The organism is Candidatus Blochmanniella vafra str. BVAF, assembly GCF_000185985.2.
Lineage (GTDB): Bacteria > Pseudomonadota > Gammaproteobacteria > Enterobacterales > Enterobacteriaceae > Blochmanniella > Blochmanniella vafra.
The window spans coordinates 122145-143171 of record NC_014909.2 but is presented as its reverse complement, the minus strand read 5'-3'; the positions used below and the strand labels follow the sequence as shown (position 1 = coordinate 143171).

At 28.8% G+C, this 21027-nt stretch carries 13 protein-coding genes and 1 pseudogene; 1 reads left to right on the top strand and 13 read right to left on the bottom strand.

The window, feature by feature from the left end; genetic code table 11:
- Nucleotides 1-24 precede the first annotated feature (24 nt).
- The 5 genes and pseudogenes from dapB to ribF all read right to left on the bottom strand — a co-directional run bounded on the left by dapB (nt 25) and on the right by ribF (nt 6430).
- Complete coding sequence (gene dapB, locus BVAF_RS00595; RefSeq protein WP_013516454.1) at nt 25-909, bottom strand: 4-hydroxy-tetrahydrodipicolinate reductase; 885 nt, start codon at nt 907-909, stop codon at nt 25-27.
- A 164-nt stretch (nt 910-1073) separates the two neighbouring features.
- Complete coding sequence (gene ispH / locus BVAF_RS00590) at nt 1074-2018, bottom strand: 4-hydroxy-3-methylbut-2-enyl diphosphate reductase (protein WP_044026158.1); 945 nt, start codon at nt 2016-2018, stop codon at nt 1074-1076.
- 95 nt (nt 2019-2113) lie between these two features.
- The gene (gene lspA / locus BVAF_RS00585) at nt 2114-2611 is read right to left on the bottom strand and encodes a signal peptidase II (protein WP_148259506.1); all 498 of its coding nucleotides are present in this window, start codon (nt 2609-2611) and stop codon (nt 2114-2116) included.
- A gap of 6 nt (nt 2612-2617) precedes the next feature.
- Nucleotides 2618-5473: an isoleucine--tRNA ligase gene (gene ileS / locus BVAF_RS00580; RefSeq protein ID WP_013516451.1), complete on the bottom strand. Its 2856-nt coding sequence runs from the start codon at nt 5471-5473 to the stop codon at nt 2618-2620.
- An 11-nt stretch (nt 5474-5484) separates the two neighbouring features.
- A pseudogene (gene ribF, locus BVAF_RS00575) lies at nt 5485-6430 on the bottom strand (bifunctional riboflavin kinase/FAD synthetase).
- Nucleotides 6431-6666: 236 nt separating this feature from the next.
- Here ribF and rpsT point away from each other — a divergent pair.
- Entirely contained in the window at nt 6667-6933 is a 267-nt protein-coding gene (rpsT, locus tag BVAF_RS00570) for a 30S ribosomal protein S20 (RefSeq protein WP_013516449.1), read from the top strand.
- Between the two features lie 81 nt (nt 6934-7014).
- Here the strand turns inward: rpsT and dnaJ are convergent, their stop codons facing one another.
- The 8 genes from dnaJ to pnp all read right to left on the bottom strand — a co-directional run bounded on the left by dnaJ (nt 7015) and on the right by pnp (nt 20937).
- Nucleotides 7015-8148, bottom strand: a complete 1134-nt coding sequence (dnaJ, locus tag BVAF_RS00565) for a molecular chaperone DnaJ (RefSeq protein ID WP_013516448.1) — start codon at nt 8146-8148, stop codon at nt 7015-7017.
- Between the two features lie 228 nt (nt 8149-8376).
- Nucleotides 8377-10317 (bottom strand): molecular chaperone DnaK, encoded by a 1941-nt coding sequence (gene dnaK, locus BVAF_RS00560; protein ID WP_013516447.1) that lies wholly within the window; start codon nt 10315-10317, stop codon nt 8377-8379.
- A 332-nt stretch (nt 10318-10649) separates the two neighbouring features.
- Complete coding sequence (gene thrC, locus BVAF_RS00555; protein WP_013516446.1) at nt 10650-11975, bottom strand: threonine synthase; 1326 nt, start codon at nt 11973-11975, stop codon at nt 10650-10652.
- Between the two features lie 3 nt (nt 11976-11978).
- The gene (gene thrB, locus BVAF_RS00550) at nt 11979-12917 is read right to left on the bottom strand and encodes a homoserine kinase (RefSeq protein WP_013516445.1); all 939 of its coding nucleotides are present in this window, start codon (nt 12915-12917) and stop codon (nt 11979-11981) included.
- A 45-nt stretch (nt 12918-12962) separates the two neighbouring features.
- Entirely contained in the window at nt 12963-15413 is a 2451-nt protein-coding gene (gene thrA / locus BVAF_RS00545) for a bifunctional aspartate kinase/homoserine dehydrogenase I (RefSeq protein ID WP_013516444.1), read from the bottom strand.
- A 687-nt stretch (nt 15414-16100) separates the two neighbouring features.
- Entirely contained in the window at nt 16101-16526 is a 426-nt protein-coding gene (locus BVAF_RS00540; protein ID WP_083826947.1) for a DNA polymerase III subunit psi, read from the bottom strand.
- A gap of 205 nt (nt 16527-16731) precedes the next feature.
- Nucleotides 16732-18585 carry a DEAD/DEAH box helicase gene (locus BVAF_RS00535; RefSeq protein WP_013516442.1) on the bottom strand — a complete coding sequence of 618 codons (1854 nt, stop codon included), beginning with the start codon at nt 18583-18585 and terminating at the stop codon, nt 16732-16734.
- Nucleotides 18586-18843: 258 nt separating this feature from the next.
- Nucleotides 18844-20937: a polyribonucleotide nucleotidyltransferase gene (pnp, locus tag BVAF_RS00530; RefSeq protein ID WP_013516441.1), complete on the bottom strand. Its 2094-nt coding sequence runs from the start codon at nt 20935-20937 to the stop codon at nt 18844-18846.
- Nucleotides 20938-21027 lie beyond the last annotated feature (90 nt).

The window sequence follows — 21027 nt, the reverse complement described above, 5'->3', positions numbered from 1 at the left end:
CATACAATATCATCAAATTTATAACTACATATTTAACTCTAATACATCATTTAAATCAAATAATCCAATTTTTGATTGTTCTACTAACCAAACCGCAGAAAAAACTGCCCCACGTGCAAATATTACTCTATCAAATGCTTTGTGAGTTATTTCTAAACGCTCTCCTATCCCCGTAAACCAAATTGAATGATCCCCAACAATATCTCCAGCTCGTACTGAATGAATCATAATATTATCTTCTTGAGTATCATGACGACTAAACTTATTTTGTTCATCTAATTGATCATTAGTCTGAATATTATCATAACAAGATATTTTTCTACATAAATCATTTATTAATTGATCCTTGATCAACATATTACGTATCATTAAAGCTGTACCAGAAGGTATATCCTTCTTTTTATTATGATGAGTTTCAATTATGTCGATATTTATAAAATTTTTTATAACTTTCTCTGACATATCTTTTAATAACTTTAACATTACAGTTATTCCTAGACTGAAATTAGCAGAACAAACAATTCCTATATTTTCAGATGCATCCTTAATTACACGACGATCAATTTTATTAAATCCAGTAGTACCAATAACCATATTTTTATTATTCAATATACAAAATTTTAAATATTTCATAGTAGATACAGGACTGGTAAAATCAATTAATACATCAAAATCCTTTTTCACTGATTCAACATCATTAGCAATATACACTCCAATATTAGAAGACCCTATAAAATTTCCTACATCCATGCCAAAAATCTCAGATTTCGTACTACTTATCGCAGCTCCTAAAACAATTTTTTTTCTAATTTCTTGACTTGTTCTTTGTATAATATACTTTATTATTTCTGTTCCCATTCTGCCAGTTATCCCTGTTACAGCAATCCTAATAGGAATATTATTTATCATAGATAAAATACCTGTAATTTTATTATTAGTATAAATTATACATTACTCTATTTATTATGTATCCAAAAATAATTATGATATAAGATAAAAAATTCTTTAAAATCAAAAAATACTTATATATAAACCAACAATAAACTATTCATATACTTTTTTTGATTATATTATCATTGTAATCTCTGAGGTATATCAAAAAACATATTTTCTTGTTTTCCAATCATATGTTCAACTACAACATCACATAAACTTATCATACGTAATCTATCTATTACTTGTTCTACTAAAATTTCTGGAGTAGACGCTCCCGCAGTAATTCCAATAGTATTGACATTACATATCCAATCAACTTGAATATAACTAGCATCACTAATTAAATAAGCAGGCTTTCCAATTTTATAAGCTAATTCAAGTAATCTATTAGAATTCGATGATTGCTTTGATCCCACTATTAAAATTACTTCTGTTAACAACGCCAATTTTTTTAAAGCGACTTGTCTATTCGATGTAGCATAACAAATATCATTCTTTTTAGGCGCTAATATTCGAGGAAATCTCCTTTTTAAAATTTCAATTATTTCTACAGTATCGTCTATTGATAAAGTTGTTTGTGTAACATAAGATAAATTATCGGGATAATTCACCTTAATTGACCAGGCGTCTTTTTTGGATTGTACTAAATATATACTTCTATCTGTATTATTGATATATTCATATTGCCCAATTATTCCTGAAACCTCTGGATGTCCAGCGTGTCCTATTAATATTATTTCCATCTCTTTTTTACTAGCACGCAATACTTTCATATGAACTTTACTCACCAAAGGACATGTTGCATCAAGTACTATTAATTCCTTATCTTTTGATTGCTTTTTTACTGCCCTTGATACACCATGGGCTGAAAAAATCAAAACAGAACCATTAGGAACATCATCTAAATCTTCAACAAAAACCACCCCAAGATTTAACAATTCTTTAATCACATAATCATTATGTACTAATTCATGCTTCACATAAATTGGGATTCCATATATACTTATGGCTTTCTTTACGATATTGATCGCCCTAATTACTCCTGCACAAAAACCTCTGGGATTAGCTAATATAATTCTAATCAAGATTTCCTCCGTATTTTAATTAACATAAAAATTTATATATTTTACATGATCAGAATCCTACTCTATTTTATTCAAAATATATAATTAAAATTTCACTTATCTTGCGAAACTAAAAAATATCTAATAGATAAAATTATAATTCCTGAGCAAATTTCTACATCTGCTATGTTAAAAACTGGCCAATGCCAATAACTAACATAAATATCTATAAAATCAATCACTGCATCACAAAATATTCGATTATATAAATTTCCTAAACCCCCTCCAATAATCATTGAATAAGATAAACTATCATAAAAACAATGACATACTATTGATTTATAAAATACTATAATTAATATAATTAAAGTAAATATTGATAACCAAATAAATATTAATTTAAAATATATTACATGAGCAATATTAGCAAATAATCCAAATGCTAATCCCGAATTTTGAATATAATAAAAATTAATACCAGAACAAATACTTTTTGATTCTCCAATGAAAAAATTATTTTTTATCCAATATTTAGACCCTATGTCTAATAACGTCAGCAATATCGTCAAAAATACCCAAACATAATTTTTAACCACACTATTTTGCATCATTCATTATTAAAAAAATTTACGATTTTCTCCTACACCAAACACATTTTCTACACAACGCGAACAAATTTCAACATCACTATTATTTTGACTTAGATTTAATGTATAATTCCAACAACGCAAACACTTTTGTCCTGGAGCCTTTTCTAAGGTGATTTTTAATCCAACAACATTTACTTTTTGATCTTGCGTAATTATACCTACATCATCATTATTTACTACAGTAACAGAAGACGTTATTAATCCAAATGCTAACTCATCACCAAATATACGTAATTTATCTGCTAATCTTGAATCAGCATATAAAGTTATTTTAGCTTCCAAAGACCCTTTGATTATTCCATCAGTACGAGCCTGTTCAATAACCTTATTTACCTTACTGCGAACATGTATAAAAATATCCCAAAGTTCATTATCTATAAGTAGATTATTATCTAATCTAGATAATCCCGTATACCATTCTTCAGTAAATACATATCTTGAACGTTGTCCTGGAATATATTTCCAAATATCATCTGCAGTAAAAGATAAAATTGGAGAAATCCAACGTACCATAGCTTCTAAAATATGATATAAAGCTGTTTGACAAGAACGTCTAGCTAAACTAGCTTGTTTTAAAGTATACTGTCTATCTTTAATTATATCCAAATAAAATGAACCCATTTCAATTGAACAAAATTGCATAATATTCTGAATTACACTATGAAACTGATAATTATCATAATTAGATATAATTTTTAATTGCACCGATAAAGCATGATTTATTGCCCAACGATCTAACTCGATCATATGTTGAAACAATACTAAATCTTTATTTGGATTAAAATCATTTAAATTTGCTAAACAAAATCGTATAGTATTTCGAATACGTCTATATATTTCAGTAATACTTTTCAAATTTCTATCTGATACCGTCATATCTTTAGAATAATCAGAAGAAGCAATCCACAATCTCAACACATCTGACCCAAATTTATCTATTATATCTTTCGGACTAATAATATTTCCAAGGGATTTAGACATTTTATTTCCCTGAGAATCCACAGTAAAACCATGACTTAAAACTTGTTTATAAGGAGCCTTATTATTAATAGCAACAGATGTGATTAAAGACGACATAAACCATCCACGATATTGATCTGATCCTTCTACATATAAATCAATTTTTAACTCTTTGTGTTGTAAAGATTGAAATTTATCTAAAATTACAGAATCATGAGTAGATCCGGAATCGAACCACACATCAAGTACATCATACAATTTTTTATAACAATTAGCTTCCTGTTTATCTGTAATAAATTCTTCAATTTTTAAATCCCACCATACTTGAATACCATTGTTTTCCACAAGCTTTGCAATTTTTTCCAGAAACTCTAATGTATTCGGATGAAAATCTTCCGTTTTTTTATGAACAAAAATAGGAATTGGAATACCCCAAACACGTTGTCTAGAAAGACACCAATCTGGTCTATTAATAATCATAGATTGCATATTAGTATATCCCTTACTTGGAATCCAAACTACCTTTTGGGATTCTTTCAATAATTTCTCTCGTAAATTCATATGATCCATATCAAGAAACCATTGTGAAGTTATTCTAAAAATAAGAGGTGTTTTATGTCTCCAACAATAAGGATAACTATGTTGATAATTAAAATTAACATGTAAAAAATTTCTTGATTGACGTAATAATTGAATTATTATCGAATTAGATTCAAATATATTCAACTTATTTAAATCAGGGTGAATATTACATACATAATATCCTTTCTCATCTACAATGCTATTAATATTACTTTTAAGTTTATACTTTTTAAAAACAAAATAATCATCTATCCCATGATTTGGAGCTATATGCACAATGCCTGTTCCAGAATTTAACGTAATATGTTTACTTAAAATTATAGGTACATTAAACAACATAAATGGGTGTTTTACTTTTAAATATTCTAAAGCACCTCCCAAGATTTGCCCTAAAATTACCCAAGATATACACTGTACACATTTCATAAAAACATTTACTAATTCAGCAGCAATAATTATGTGTTTCCCATCAATTGTTTTAATTAATTGATAAATATAATCTGGATGAACAGAAATAGCCTGATTAGCGGGAAGCGTCCATAGATTAGTAGTCCAAATTATTAATTCAACTTTCGATTCATACACATTAGTATTAAATATCTTATTAATACAAGTATTATTAGCAACAACAAACCCAACATACACAGCATTAGAACAGTGATTATGATAATATTCTACTTCTGAATTAGCTAACACAGAACAACATTGAGTACACCAATATACCGGTTTAATGCCTCTATACAAATATCCATTAGATATAATCTTTCTTAACGTCCTAATAATATTTGCTTCAATCTTAAAATCCATTGTTAAATATGGATGCGTCCAATCTCCCAAAACTCCTAATCTAATAAAATCTCTTTTTTGTATTTCTATTTGTTCTAAAGCATATTTTCTACAAATACTACAAAACTCTTTAAAATCAATATTATTGTAAGAACCAGTTTTTTTAATTAATTGTTCTACTTTTAATTCAATAGGTAACCCATGACAATCCCACCCAGGAATATAAGGGGCATTATATCCTGATAATCCTTTAAATTTTAAAATAATATCTTTCAATATTTTATTAATTGCATGTCCTAAATGAATTTGACCATTCGCATAAGGAGGACCATCATGTAACAAAAAAAGTTTCTTTTTATTTTTTTTAATACGAATTATTTCATATAAATTATTTTCATACCAATCTTTTAAAATTTTAATTTCGGAATCTGGCAAATTGGCTCGCATAGGAAATTCTGTATGAGGTAAATTTAAAGTATTTTTATAATTAATCATATTATTTATCACTATCTCATTATATTAGGGTATTTTTTAAAATACTCACATACTATTAACATATCATTCTTAATTTGATTTTTAAGCATACGTATAGATCGAAAATACTGCTCATTACGTATTTTTTTAAGAAATACTACAGTAATATAACGTAAATATAAGTCTATGGATATATTGAAGATATGTACTTCTAATTGTTGAATTGAAGATCCAGTAATTGTTGGTCGTATCCCAATATTTGCTATACCTGGTAATGGTAAGTCACAAACACCATACACTGTTACCGCATACACACCATTCATAGGTAATTGTTTTCCTTGTAAAAATACATTAGCTGTTGGAAATCCAATAATACGACCTAATTTATTTCCATGAATAACTTTTCCAAAAACACGATAAGCATGACCCATCAAAAACTCAGCGTCCATAATTCTATCTTCCATTAAAGCAATTTTTATTGAAGTACTACTTATTTTTTGGCCAAGTTTATCAACACAAGTCTCTATGCATGCTACTTGAAATCCTTCCTGATTGCCTATTTTTTTCAAAAATTTATAATCTCCTTTCCTACATGCTCCAAACCTAAAATCATTACCAATGCAAATAAATTGCACCCCTAACTTATATATTAAAATTTTTTTAACAAAATTATATGCTTCAGTAGAAGCAAATTTTTTATTAAATGCTATACATAAAATTATATCAACCCCAGCGGTAAATAAATATTGAATTTTATCTCTAAATTTGCTTAATCGAATCCTTACTATTTTAGAGAAAAATTCTCTAGGGTGTGGTTCAAAAATCATTACCATAATAGGTAATTTATAATTTTTTTTTTTCACATAATATATTAATTAATAATTGATGTCCTCTATGAAAACCATCAAAATTACCCATTGCTAATATACATCCTTTATGATAAGGTTTTATGTTATGTAATCCCCGTATTAATTCCATAATAAATATTCTTCAAAAATTTCTTAAAATTTATTATATATATCTATTTAATATAGATTTAACTGTTCTTAAATGCAAAATATGTATTATAATTGTACATATAAAATTTATAATTCATACATAAATAAATAAAAACTTAAAACCCTCTTTCAAAAAAGTTGTTTTAAGTTTTTATTTATTTATGTTAGCATAGCTGCTATATATCTATGCGTTTACTTATTATAAAGGGAAAAAAATTGGCTAATATCAAATCTTCTAAAAAATCTATCAAAAAATCAAAAAACAGACGTACAAATAATATAAGTAAAAAATCTATGTTACGAACTTTTATCAAAAAAGTAAAAAAAGCTATTAATAATAAAAACAAGGCTTTAGCCATAAATCAATTCATCATTATGCAAAAATGCATAGATAGGCAATCTACTAAAGGATTAATTCATAGAAACAAAGCAGCTAGATATAAATCAAAAATTTTTAAACAAATAAAAACCCTAACCCCTTAGCGTATTGCCTAATTTATTTATTATAATAAACTCACCTACCCTATGTTTTGTTTCCTTATTATTTTCTACGAATAAAATTTATTACGACCTAGTAAGATCATCAAAAAATTTTCTAACCCCTTCAAAAAAATTTTTTGATCTAGGACTATTTTTATGCCCCCCAGGGGCATTAAAACTATCTGATAAATCTTGTAACAATTTTTTTTGTCTGTCATTTAATCTTACTGGAGTTTCGACAACTACTTTACACAATAAATCTCCACAACTTCCACTTCTAACAGACTTTACTCCTTTACCCCTCATACGAAACAGCTTCCCAGTTTGAGTTTCAGGTGGAATCTTTAATTTTACCCTACCATCTAACGTTGGAACTTCAATTTCTCCACCTAATGCTGCCATAGAAAAACTAATTGGAACCTCACAATACAAATTTTTCTCTTCACGATCAAAAATTGGATGTTTTTTGATCTGAACTTGCACATACAGATCCCCTGCTGAAGCCCCATATTTACCAGATTCCCCTTCACCTGATAATCGAATACGATCTCCTGCACTAATTCCAGCTGGAATTTTCACAGATAAAGTTTTCGTTCGTTCTACTCGACCATTACCTCGACATACACCACAAATTTCTTTAACAATTTTCCCGTGGCCTCGGCATGAAGGGCAAGATTGTTGCACAGAAAAGAAACCTTGACGCATTTGTATTTGACCTTGACCTCGACAAGTCATACATGTTATTATTGAAGAACTTGACCGGGCTCCACTGCCTCGACATTGGGCACAAGTTAGCAAAGTCGGTACAAAAATCTCCTTAATCACTCCACGTACAGCTTCCTCTAAAGTCAACTCCATATCATATCTTAAATCAGAACCTCTACTAGAACGATTTCTCCTGTTCCCCCCAAAAATATCACCAAACACATCTCCAAAAATATCACCAAAATCTGATCCTCCAGAATTCGATCCTGACCCCATCCCTCCACTCTGCTCAAACACTGCATGTCCATATTGATCATAAGCAGCACGCTTCTCCGGATTACTTAATACCTCATATGCTTCCTTTATTTCTTTAAATTTAGTTTCAGCAGAAGCACTACCTGGATTTCTATCTGGATGAAATTTCATCGCCAAACGTTTATATGACTTCTTTATTTCACGATCATTTGCATTTCTAGCAATCCCTAAAATTTCATAATAATCCGATTTAACCATGATCCCTCTATTATTACTCTTTCAATAATATATTAATATTAACTATATTCACAGTATAGTGAACAAAACTAAAACACTCTTATAAGTATGAAATATTGTAATATGTAAACTAACTATAATATGTGCATAATTTAATTTAAACAATAGATCTATAACGTAACACTGAATATACTCTTGATTTCTCTATTATTACTAAAATCATATAACTTATACATATACACATCATATTTACTTTTTATTTCTTATCTCTTCAAATTCAGCATCCACAACATCTCCATGGGCATCAGAAGAAGTAGTAGCATTATTATCAGAAGTGTTTTTAGACTGATTGGTAGCATTAGATTCTTTACTCTTCTGACTACTTGCCTCTAATAATTTTCCAGAAACTTTTATTAAATCTTGTACTTTAGTTTCAATTTCACCCTTATTTTCATTTTTCATTACTAATTCTAATTCCTTTAACGCATTATTAATAGCAGTTTTATCATCTATAGATAAACGATCCCCCAATTCTTTTAACTGCTTTCGAGTGCTATGTAATAAATGATCAGCTTGATTACGAATCTGCACTAATTCCTCAAATTTTCTATCAAACTCAGCATTAACTTCAGCTTCTTGAACCATCTTTTTTATTTCCTCTTCATTTAACCCAGAAGAAGCTTTAATAGTAATTTGTTGCTCTCGGCCACTATTTTTATCTTTTGCAGATACATGTAAAATCCCATCAGCATCAATATCAAAAGTTACTTCTATTTGCGGAATACCTCGCATAGCTGGAGCTATACCATCCAAATTAAATTGTCCCAATGATTTATTATCATTCGCTCTCTTACGTTCACCTTGTAAAACATGGATAGTCACAGCTGCTTGATTGTCTTCAGCTGTAGAAAAAACCTGACTATGTTTAGTAGGAATAGTAGTATTTTTAGAAATCAAAGGAGTCATAACTCCACCCATAGTTTCAATACCTAAAGACAAAGGAGTTACATCTAACAATAATACATCCTTTACATCTCCCGACAATACTCCCCCTTGCACAGCTGCCCCTATAGCTACTGCTTCATCAGGATTAACATCTTTACGAGGATCTTTATTAAAGAATTCAGACACCTTCTTCTGAACCAAAGGCATTCTAGTTTGCCCCCCTACTAAAATAACATCATTTATATCAGCTACAGATAAATTAGCATCTTTAAGAGCTAATTTAAGAGGATCCATAGTACGAGTTACTAAATCTTCTACAAGCGATTCTAATTTGGCACGAGTCACTCGTAAATTCATATGTTTAGGACCAGTGTTATCTGCTGTTATGTAAGGTAAATTTACGTCAGTTTGTTGGGATGTTGACAATTCTATTTTTGCCTTTTCTGCAGATTCCTTCAATCTTTGCATTGCTAAAGGATCATTATATAAATTAATACTTTGATCTTTTTTAAATTCATCTACTAAATAATTAATTAAAAGACTATCAAAATCTTCTCCTCCTAAATGAGTATCTCCATTAGTAGCTAATACCTCAAAAGTTTTTTCTCCATCAACATCATCAATTTCTATAATCGAAATATCAAAAGTACCTCCTCCTAAATCATACACAGCTATAATTCTATTACCTTTAGTTGCTTTATCTAAGCCATATGCTAATGCCGCTGCAGTAGGTTCATTTATTATTCGTTTTACTTCTAAACCAGCAATACGACCAGCATCCTTAGTAGCTTGACGCTGAGCGTCATTAAAATAAGCAGGAACCGTAATAACGGCCTCAGTAACCTGACTTCCCAAATAATCTTCAGCAGTTTTCTTCATTTTTTTTAATATTTCAGCTGAAATTTGCGGTGGAGCTATTTTTTGTCCTTTAATATCTATCCAAGCATCCCCATTATTAGCAGAAATTATTTTGTATGGCATAATATTAACATCTCGCTGCACTTCTTTATCCTGAAACCGACGACCAATTAAACGTTTTATAGCAAATAAAGTATTTTTAGGATTAGTAACAGATTGGCGTTTAGCCGGTTGACCTACTAAAATTTCACCATCCTGTGTATACGCTATAACAGAAGGAGTTGTCCTATCCCCTTCACTATTTTCTAATACACGAGGCTTATTGCCGTCAATAATTGCAACACAAGAATTGGTTGTGCCTAAATCAATACCAATAATCTTTCCCATCTAAATATCTCCATATATCATATATATTAAAAAAATAGATAATTTTAATCAGACCATGAACTTGATATGCGGGCAAAAACCATACTTTTCAAGCTTCAATAAACTTTTGTTTTTAAAAACTTTTTTTTTCAACACAAACAACGATCTCATCATGATCAAAAAAAATAACATAACACACACCCCCTATATTTTCTCGCTGTGTAGAAAATATAAAATATATATACACTAACTATTATACTTTCAATATTTTTATCAATAAACTCCTATGTATTTATTAAATTCTCTCAGAAATCATTACTTCTATTATCTTGTTAAACAAATTACATATTCCATTATAATACAATAGAACAAATTAAATCACGTAATTTAGAAAAACACCCCGATATTCTATATGATAAAATAGGTAATTTTATTTGATTTTTTAAAACATCAGGTAACAATACATTTACTTTTTTATCTAACACAAATTCTATTAATTTTTTAAATTTAGCGGGATGTGCAGTACCAAGACATATTCCAAATTCACCACAATTCAATTGGTCACATAATACTTGATATGCTACTGCAGTATGCGGATCAGCGATATATCCTAACTTTGAAAGTTTATTTATTGTGTCTTTAGTCAACTCATCATTAACACACCCATATTTTAATTCGTCAAAAGATCTCTTCTCCCTTCTAAATAACTCCTCTATTCTACTCCAATTACTAGGACAACTAACATCCATTGCATTAGATAATGTTGAAAGAGTAGGCAAAGGGTTCCATATACCAGACTGTAAAAATCTAGGAACCGTATCATTTAAATTAGTAGCAATAATAAAACATTGAACCGGTAATCCAGAAGACTGAGCTAAAAGTCCTGCTGTTAAATTACCAAAATTTCCACTAGGAACTGATATTACTAATTTATTAGTAGCACGTATTCGTTCGGAAATTTGAGATAATGCTTCAAAATAATAACAAACTTGAGCTAATAATCTGCTAATATTAATGGAATTCGCAGAATTTAAATGTAATTTCTTTTTTAAAAAATCATCTTCAAAAGATTGTTTCACTAAACTTTGACAAATATCAAAATCTCCATCAACCGAAATAGTAGTTATATTACCTCCTAATGTACAAAATGATTTTTCTTGTAATATACTAATTTTATCTTTAGGATACAAAATAAAAACATGTATATTTTTCAATCCATAAAAGGCATGAGCTACTGCAGCTCCCGTATCTCCTGAAGTAGCCGTAAGAATCACCAAAGGTTTTGTTTTAATTAATTTATAACCTTCTTTAACTTGATTCATCAACATGCTTGCCATTAATCGACTACCAAAATCTTTAAAAGCTAAAGTCGGACCATGAAACAATTCTAAAATCGCAATATTTTTTTTGATAAAAACTAATGGAACGGGAAAAGTAAATGCATTTTTAACGCAAGTTAAAATATTTTCATATAACAGCTCAGCCCCTATATATTTTGATAGTATATATGCACTTCGTTCTATGAAATTCATTTTCAATAACGTATCAATTTCAGAACTCGAAAATTTAGGCAAATTAATGGGGAAAAACAATCCCTGATTTTTTCCTAAACCTCGTATAAGGGCCTCAGAAAAACTAACTTTTTCTTTACTATGTTTAATATTATATAATAATTTCATATATTATTCCAACAAAATACGAGCTCCCAACTTACTTAAAACACAAACCTTTACAAAACCTAAATTATTTTTTATATATAAATCTGATAAACAATCAAAAACATCATTAACCACATGCGCAACATTACATAATGCAAATATAGTAGGCCCTGATCCAGAAATACCGCAAGATACTGCTCCTTTTTCTCTAAGACTCTTTTTTATCACAGATAAATTCACTGGTAATAACTTATCTCGATAAGGTTCTGCGATAATATCTTTCATGCATTTAATTGCCAAAGATTCTTGATTAGTATGAGACGCATGTATAAATCCAGATAAATATTGACTATGAGTAATGCAATCTTTTCTACTATATTTATCAGGTAATACTGATCTAGACATCTCAGTTGATACTTTAATTCCTGGATACGCTATAACCCATATCCAATTATCAAAACTAGGTATTAATTGATTAATATTGTCATAAACTACAAGAGAAATACGCATACCTCCTAAAAAACAAGGAGCTATATTATCCAAATGAATAGATCCAGAAATTTTCCCTTCTATTTCCCCCATTAATTTAAATAATTGTTCATTATCTAACGGACATCCATAATAATGATTAATAGCTATTAACGTTGCTACTATAGAACAAGCACTAGATCCCAAACCAGATGATACTGGAACATTTTTTTCTAAAGTAATCATGACAGGAGGATATTTCTTACATAAATATTCACAAAATCTTTTCCAACACTGAAAAACAATATTTTTTTCTAGTTCAATAGGTAATTGATCATAAAATAATCCAATATTTTTAATGATAAAGTTGTCAGATTTTTCAACACTAACACAATCTCCTAATAAATCTCCATTTATCGGAGTAATCGCTATACCCAAGGTATCAAAACCAACTCCTATATTTCCTATAGACGCTGGAGCGTATACTCTAATCATATTTAATTCAATATCTCCCTTCAAATTTTTAAAATCTTATAAAAATTAAGATAAGGTACGTAATAAATCAGCAAATACCCCTGCTGCTGTAACATTATTTCCTGCTCCATATCCCCTTAAAATTAAAGGCAATGGTTGATAGTATTGTGTAAAAAATGCTAAGGCATTCTCACCATCTTTTACTTTACATAAAGGATGATTATGATCTACAAATTCTATTTTAACACAACATTCTCCTTTTTGTATATTTCCAATATAACGTAATACTCGACCCAATTTTTTAGCTTCATTAATTTTACAAATAAAATAATTATCTAAAGATGATAATCTTTTAAAAAAATCATTAATAGAATGAAAATTATTATAAAGAATATTATTAGGTATCACAGGTTCAATATATATATCTTTCAGTTCTAATTCATATCCTACTTCTCTAGCAAGCACTAATAATTTTCGTGCTACATCTACACCTGAAAGATCATCACGAGGATCAGGTTCAGTATATCCATTTTCTTTAGCTAATAATATTGCTTTAGATAACGATAATCCTTCATCTATTTTTCCAAAAATATAAGACAATGATCCAGACAAAATACCAGAAAATCTTATTAGCTCATCTCCAGCACTTAACAAGTTTTGTAAATTTTCTATTACTGGCAACCCAGCACCAACATTAGTATCGTATAAAAACTTTCGACGAGATGCTGTCACAGCACTCCTAAGCTTTTTATAATATTCCATTGAACCGGTATTAGCTTTTTTATTAGGAGCAATTACATGGCAACCTCCTAACAAAAAATCTACATAACAATTTGCTACTTGCAAACTACTGGTGCAATCAACAATAACTGGATTTAATAAATGATATTTTTGAATAATAGTTATTAATTTTTTTAAATCACATAATTCTTGAGATTGCATTAATAATGATTTCCAATGATTCAAGTCAATACCATCCATATTAATAAACATAATTTGAGAATTAATAATTCCACATACACGCAAATCTATACGCTTATTTTTTAACCAAAAATATTGTTTATAAATTTGTTTTATCAAAGCATTACCAACGCCTCCTACCCCAATAATAAATGCGTCAATTACTTGATCAGTACTAAACAACACTTGATGAACCGTTTTCACTCCAATAGCAGTAACATTATTTTTTACAACTACAGAAATAGAACGTTCTGATGATCCTTGAGTAATAGCAATTATATTTACGTTAGCACGAGCTAATGCTCCAAATAATTTTCCTGCTAACCCTAATTGAGTCCTCATTCCATCACCTACAACTGAAATAATTGCTAAATCAAGAACTGAATCTATTGGTTCTAATAATCTATTTTTTAATTCTAAATGAAATTCTTCATTTAAAGCATCACAAGCCTTCTCACACTCCTGATTAGGCACACACAAACTAATACTATATTCCGAAGATGATTGAGTGATTAATACCACCGAACATTCTGCTCTAGACATTGAAGCAAATACTCGAGCTGCCATACCAATCATCCCTTTCATACCTGGACCAGAAATATTTAACATCACCATATTTTTTAAATATGTAATCCCTTTGACTATATTAGTAGTAATATTATCAGAAGAACCTATCAATGTTCCAGAACCGTCAGGATTAAAAATATTTTTTATTAAACAAGGAATATGAAATTGAGCAATAGGCACAATAGTCCGCGGATGTAGAATTTTAGCTCCAAAATAAGAAAGTTCCATAGCTTCTGTATAAGATAACGTACGTAACAATTTAGCATCAGGTACTTGATGAGGATCACACGTATAAATTCCATCCACATCTGTCCAAATTTCACAAAGATTCGCTCTTAAACACGCCGATAAAATAGCAGCTGAATAATCTGATCCGTTACGTCCTAAAGTCACTAATTCTCCATATTTATTACCCCCAGTAAATCCAGCCATTAACACTATCTCATCGCAAGCAATAGAAATACTCTGAATACGTTGAGTTGATTCCTCAATATTAACTATAGATGTAGAATATCCCCCTCTAGTTACAATTACTTTTACAGGATCTAAAACAATCACCTTTAAATTTTGTGTAGTCAAAATCTCTTTCATTAAGACTACAGATAACTTTTCTCCTAAACAAATGATATCAGCATTTATATTATCTGGGCAAAAATTTAATAATGAAACACCATATAATAATTTCTTTAAACGATCAAACTCTTTCTCCAATATTGAATTTAAAACTGAAGAATTAAATTCTGATTGAATTTGAGTTATATCTTTTATCAAAGTAATAAAAAAATTTTTTATACTATAAATACTTTTTAATACATCCAACCCATGCAACGTATTATCAATAGCTAAAACCAAATAATTTGTAATTGTTGCAGGAGCTGATAATACTACGGCTATTTGTTCTTTTTTTGAGTTTTTGTTAATAATATTAGCCACACACATAAACTGCTGTGCATTAGATAATGAAGTTCCTCCAAATTTTAATACTCTCATATTATATCTCCTAGATATAACTTGATCTGAGCACATGTCCTGTTAATGTTAAAAATTTTTGAAACAGGATATATGCTCAGATCAAGTTATATATTATTTTCACTGTCATTTATAACATTAGACATAATTATAACAGAATAATATAAAATTAGAACAAACACAAATTAGAATTAATTATATCATAAAATAAGTAATATTAATACATTAAAATAATTTTTAAAAACATTAGTTAACTATTTATAAAAATACATATTTACAATTGAATACACTGCTTCACATAACTGTTTCTCAAACAAAACTAATCCGAATTACAATAATTTTCTATTTACCTGATAACATTACATCTTATTTAAATTTATCAATATATTAAATCAAATTATATTTTATTACATGAGTAAAATTTTATAATCTTAAAAAATTACAAAAATATAATTCTTTATAATAATATTCATATAAAATGATTTATTATTAAAACAGTTAAATTTTCAAAAACCTGACCAATTGTTATTATTACATATGATTTTTAAAATTTTATTTGCATCACAGAAATGAAAATAATACATCAAAAACGAGACAACACCTGATGATATCATCATTAACCTATTTAATATCAAATTAAACATATTACTCATACACAAAAATAATTATAATTCAATCATCAATTATAGATAATACACCATCTATCGACTATGCATAATATTTACTTGCATACATAAATCGACAAATCTGATCCCATAAAACACGTTTAGAATCGGCATCATTTTTTAGTATCTCTAAAGAAGTAGTACAAAAAGTTATACACCGAAAATCACATAATGCCTCTACCCCCATCCACCAACAATAACTTAAAAAAGTTTTAGGCAAAAAAAGACGATTCAACCGATCAACAGTAAGTATATATACCTCTGAGCAATGTATACTCATAGCTCTAAAAACATCTTTAATAAAAAGATCATCTATACACACTACAACATCTGATATTATTAATAATCTAAGCTTCACTAATAAAAAATAAACTGGTTCTGTATTTGTTAATAAAACAGGATATCTTAATTGCCATATATTAATACCCATTATTCTAGAAATTACACTCCAACTTGTCTGCATAGACATCACATCAAAACTATTATTATTCTCTATATTACATATGTGCTAATCTTATTATTTATTTACTTACCTAATGCAAATACATAGATACATTGATAAAATACATAACCTATACGTATTAGTATTTTGTACTCATAAAAATCAATCAACCTTATCAAATCTTATACACAGCCAATTTACCAAAATTAAATAATATCAAGCATATCTTCTATCACAAAAATTTTTTTTTAGAACTATTAAATTTCATCGGGCATAACTTTTTAAAGTATGATTTATTGCTACGATCAGCAGAAATATTGCCTAAATATTTAATTTGCACTTTTTTATTTAAAATTTCAATACATGATGACAATGCAAAATTAATAATCTTTTTATTAATGACATTAGTTCTATAAATTTCAATAATAGAATAAGAATCAAATAACTTTACATCACCAATATTAAAATAATCGACATTAATTTTACTCAAAATTGCTTGAATGATGTGTTTTATTTTCACTCCATCATTCCGTCCTATCGATACACGATATAATCCTATAGAATTAACAATATTAATTGTATCAACATTCTTTTTATCGTGTTTATTATTACCACCAACAACACCACCACCATAACATCTTTTTTGCCCAAAATTTTTAGAACGATTAACACTCATGTTACCGCCATTATATTTATTTTTTATATTAGACATGTTCTGTCCTTGAACACACATTACTTTATTTTTTACAATAGCAGTTTCATAAGGTAATACCAACGGGCGATTACCTTGCGCTATTTTTAATAAAACAGCAGCAAGATTTTCCATAGTTACACTCTGTTTATCAGGTTTAATTCTAGTCAACAAAGAACGATAAATTAGTAAATCATCAGAATGCAAATATTGAGCTACTTTATTAGAAAACTTCATTAATCTAGAATTAATTAAATCATGAGATGTAGGACATTGTACTTCTGAAATATTAAATTTTTCTCCTCTTTTAATACTATTTAATAAATTATACTCTTGACGTTCCACGAATAACAAAGATTTTCCAATCCTACCGGCTCTACCTGTTCTTCCTATACGATGTATATAAGAATTATAATTATTTGGAACATCGTAATTAATTACTAAACTTATACGCTGAATATCCAACCCACGAGCAGCAACATCAGTAGATATTAATATATCTAAAGTACCATACTTTAAACGAGATACAGTTTTTTGTCGTATAGATTGATTCATATCACCATTTAATGCAGCACTATTATAACCAAAATTTTCTAAAATTTCAGAAATTCTCAATGTTTCAGATTTAGTTCGAACAAACACAATCGCTGCATCATAATCTTCTATTTCTAAAAAACGAATTAATGCTTCATGTTTAGTAATCATCCCTCTTTTTACTAACCAAAAATTTTGTTTTATATCAGGAGGATGTATATCAATATTACATATGCACACTTCTTTTGGGGTATTCATAAATTTATAACTTATTTTTTTTATATTTTCAGGAAAAGTAGCAGAAAAACAAGCCGTTTGTCGATCTACCGGAACTTTATTCACAATAAGCTTTACATCCTCAATAAAACCCATACGCAACATTTCATCAGCTTCATCTATTATTAAAATTTTTAATTTTGATATATTTGCCGTACCTCTATTTAAATGATCTAACAACCTACCTGGAGTACCCACAATAATATGTGGATTTTTTCTTAAATCATTTAACTGAATGTTGTAATTTTGTCCTCCATATAAAATTGCAACACTAATTCCAGATATATATTTAATAAAATCTATACATACTTGACCAATTTGAATAGCTAATTCTCTAGTAGGAGTTATTATCAAACCTTGAGTAGATGCTGTATTAATATTTATACTTTGCAATAACGGTAACAAAAATGCAGCAGTTTTACCACTACCAGTATGTGCTATACCTAAGATATCATGCCCTTTTAATAACAAAGGAATACATTTTTCTTGAATAGGTAAAGGCTTTTTGTATCCTACTTTTTTTAACATACTAATAAGACAAGCATTTAACCCTAAATTACTAAAAGAACTCTCACTTTGAAACATCTAGACTCCTATGATACTTTTATATTGAAATTAAATAATTACACCTTACCTTAAAGATCAATAACTAATACAACTAAAGTTTCAGATCAAATATTAATAATACAACACATTATAAAAATAAAATACCATCAAAACTATAAGAAACAACTACTAACATTTTCTTATTATTATATTTTCACAAACAGCAATACACACCGAACTCATGCTTATCATTATTTACATAAAAACCTATTCAGTTCTAGATTCGATCATATTATTCTATTTCATGTGATTAATTCCACGCATACTCAATCGAATTCTTCCCTGCCGATCAATATCTAAAACCTTTACTAATACCTCTTGTCCTAATTTTAAATAATCAGATACTTTTCCAATTCTTTTTTCTGAAATTTGAGAAATATGCAACAACCCCTCTTTTCCTGAAAATATAGTAATAAATGCTCCAAATTCTACAATATGAGTAACTTTTCCAGTATAAACAGAACCTATAGCAATATTAGCCGTAATTTCTTGAATTCTAGACATAGCTTGTTTCGCCTTTTCTGCATTCAAAGAAACTATTTTTATCAATCCATCATCTTCAATATCAATAATAGTATTTGTTTCTTCGGTTAAAGCTCTAATGACAGAACCCCCTTTACCTATCACATCCTTAATTTTATCCGGATTAATTTTAATATTATATATCCTAGGAGCAAATTCAGATATATTTTTACGAGGTATCTTAATTACTTGTTCCATAAAATTTAAAATTTTTAATCGTGCTAATTTTGATTTCTCTAAAGCAACATGAATAATTTCATAAGTAATCCCATTAATTTTAATATCCATTTGCAATGCAGTAATACCTTGTTTACCCCCGGCAACTTTAAAATCCATATCGCCAATATGATCTTCATCGCTAATAATATCAGATAACACTACAAATTCATTCTCTTCTTTTATTAACCCCATAGCAACTCCTGCTACAGATTCTTTAATAGGCACTCCAGCATCCATCAGCGCTAAAGATGCTCCGCAAATCGAGGCCATAGAAGACGATCCATTAGATTCAGTAATTTCCGATACCACTCGTATAGTATAAGGAAACTCATTAGAATCAGGCATCACTGCCAACATGCCTCGTTTTGCTAGACGCCCATGACCTATTTCACGTCTTTTTGGAGCTCCTACTATACCAATTTCTCCTACACAATATGGATTAAAATTATAATGCATCAAAAACCGATCTACCCGATCCCCTGTAAGTTCATCTAAATTTTGAGCATTACGTTCAGTACCTAAAGTAACGGCAACTAAAGCCTGGGTTTCTCCTCTGGTAAATAATGCTGATCCATGAGTTCTAGGTAACACCCCAATTTTTATATCTATTTCTCTAATCATGTCCTGAGAACGACCATCTAAACGTAAATTATTTTTTAAAATATATTGACGTAATAATTGTACTTCTAAATAATTTAAAAAATACATTATTTCATTACCATTCATAGTATTACTATATTTGATACAAGAAAAATCAATAACATCTTGTTTTATATTATTTAGTTGTATTTGACGTCCTTTTCTATCTCGAACAATAGAAATACAATTTAAACGCGATTCATATAAATCAGATAAATATTTTTGTAAAGACAAATCAAGCTCTTTCCTTTTCCAAATAAATTTAGATTTACCAATTTCTTGAACCAATTTATTAATGTTATGAATCACTATTTGTTGTTGTTCATGACCAAATATAATAGCATTCAATATTTCCTTTTCGCTCAATAAAGACGATTCCGATTCAACCATCAAAATATTGGATTCAGTTCCTGAAATAACCAAATCTAATTTACTATTAGCAAGTTCTGAAATAGTAGGATTTAAAACATACTGATTATTAATATACCCAACTCTTGCTACTCCTATAGGCCCTAAAAAAGGAATATCAGACAAACTCAAAGCAGCAGATGCTCCTATTATAGCAACAATATCTGGGGATATTTGCGGATTTACTGAAACCACAGTAGCAATTATCTGAACATCATTATAAAAACCTTTAGGAAATAATGGACGTATTGGTCTGTCTATTAAACGAGCAGTCAAAATTTCGCTCTCACTAGGTCTACCTTCTCTTCTAAAAAAACCTCCTGGAAATTTACCAGCAGCATAAGTACGTTCTTGATAATTTACAACTAAAGGAAAAAAATCTTGATCTATTTTCACTTGATCAGAGCCCACTACAGTAACCAAAACAGTAGTGTCATCCATACTTACCATAACTGACGCATTAGCCTGACGAGCTATAGTGCCAGTATCTAAAATTATAGTATGTTTCCCATATTGAAATTTATAAATAGTTGAATTTATCAAAGTAATATCCTTTTTTTATTAAAAATAAAAACAATTAAACCAATTCTTTTCAATACAGCTAAAAATTGGCTTTTTTCTTAAACCATATAA

What these genes read in the sequence shown, in the direction of transcription:
- dapB (WP_013516454.1), bottom strand. Translation starts at nt 909, where the DNA reads ATGATAAATAATATTCCTATTAGGATTGCTGTAACAGGGATAACTGGC.
- lspA (WP_148259506.1), bottom strand. Translation starts at nt 2,611, where the DNA reads ATGATGCAAAATAGTGTGGTTAAAAATTATGTTTGGGTATTTTTGACG.
- ileS (WP_013516451.1), bottom strand. Translation starts at nt 5,473, where the DNA reads ATGATTAATTATAAAAATACTTTAAATTTACCTCATACAGAATTTCCT.
- dnaJ (WP_013516448.1), bottom strand. Translation starts at nt 8,148, where the DNA reads ATGGTTAAATCGGATTATTATGAAATTTTAGGGATTGCTAGAAATGCA.
- dnaK (WP_013516447.1), bottom strand. Translation starts at nt 10,317, where the DNA reads ATGGGAAAGATTATTGGTATTGATTTAGGCACAACCAATTCTTGTGTT.
- thrC (WP_013516446.1), bottom strand. Translation starts at nt 11,975, where the DNA reads ATGAAATTATTATATAATATTAAACATAGTAAAGAAAAAGTTAGTTTT.
- thrB (WP_013516445.1), bottom strand. Translation starts at nt 12,917, where the DNA reads ATGATTAGAGTATACGCTCCAGCGTCTATAGGAAATATAGGAGTTGGT.
- thrA (WP_013516444.1), bottom strand. Translation starts at nt 15,413, where the DNA reads ATGAGAGTATTAAAATTTGGAGGAACTTCATTATCTAATGCACAGCAG.
- BVAF_RS00540 (WP_083826947.1), bottom strand. Translation starts at nt 16,526, where the DNA reads ATGTCTATGCAGACAAGTTGGAGTGTAATTTCTAGAATAATGGGTATT.
- BVAF_RS00535 (WP_013516442.1), bottom strand. Translation starts at nt 18,585, where the DNA reads ATGTTTCAAAGTGAGAGTTCTTTTAGTAATTTAGGGTTAAATGCTTGT.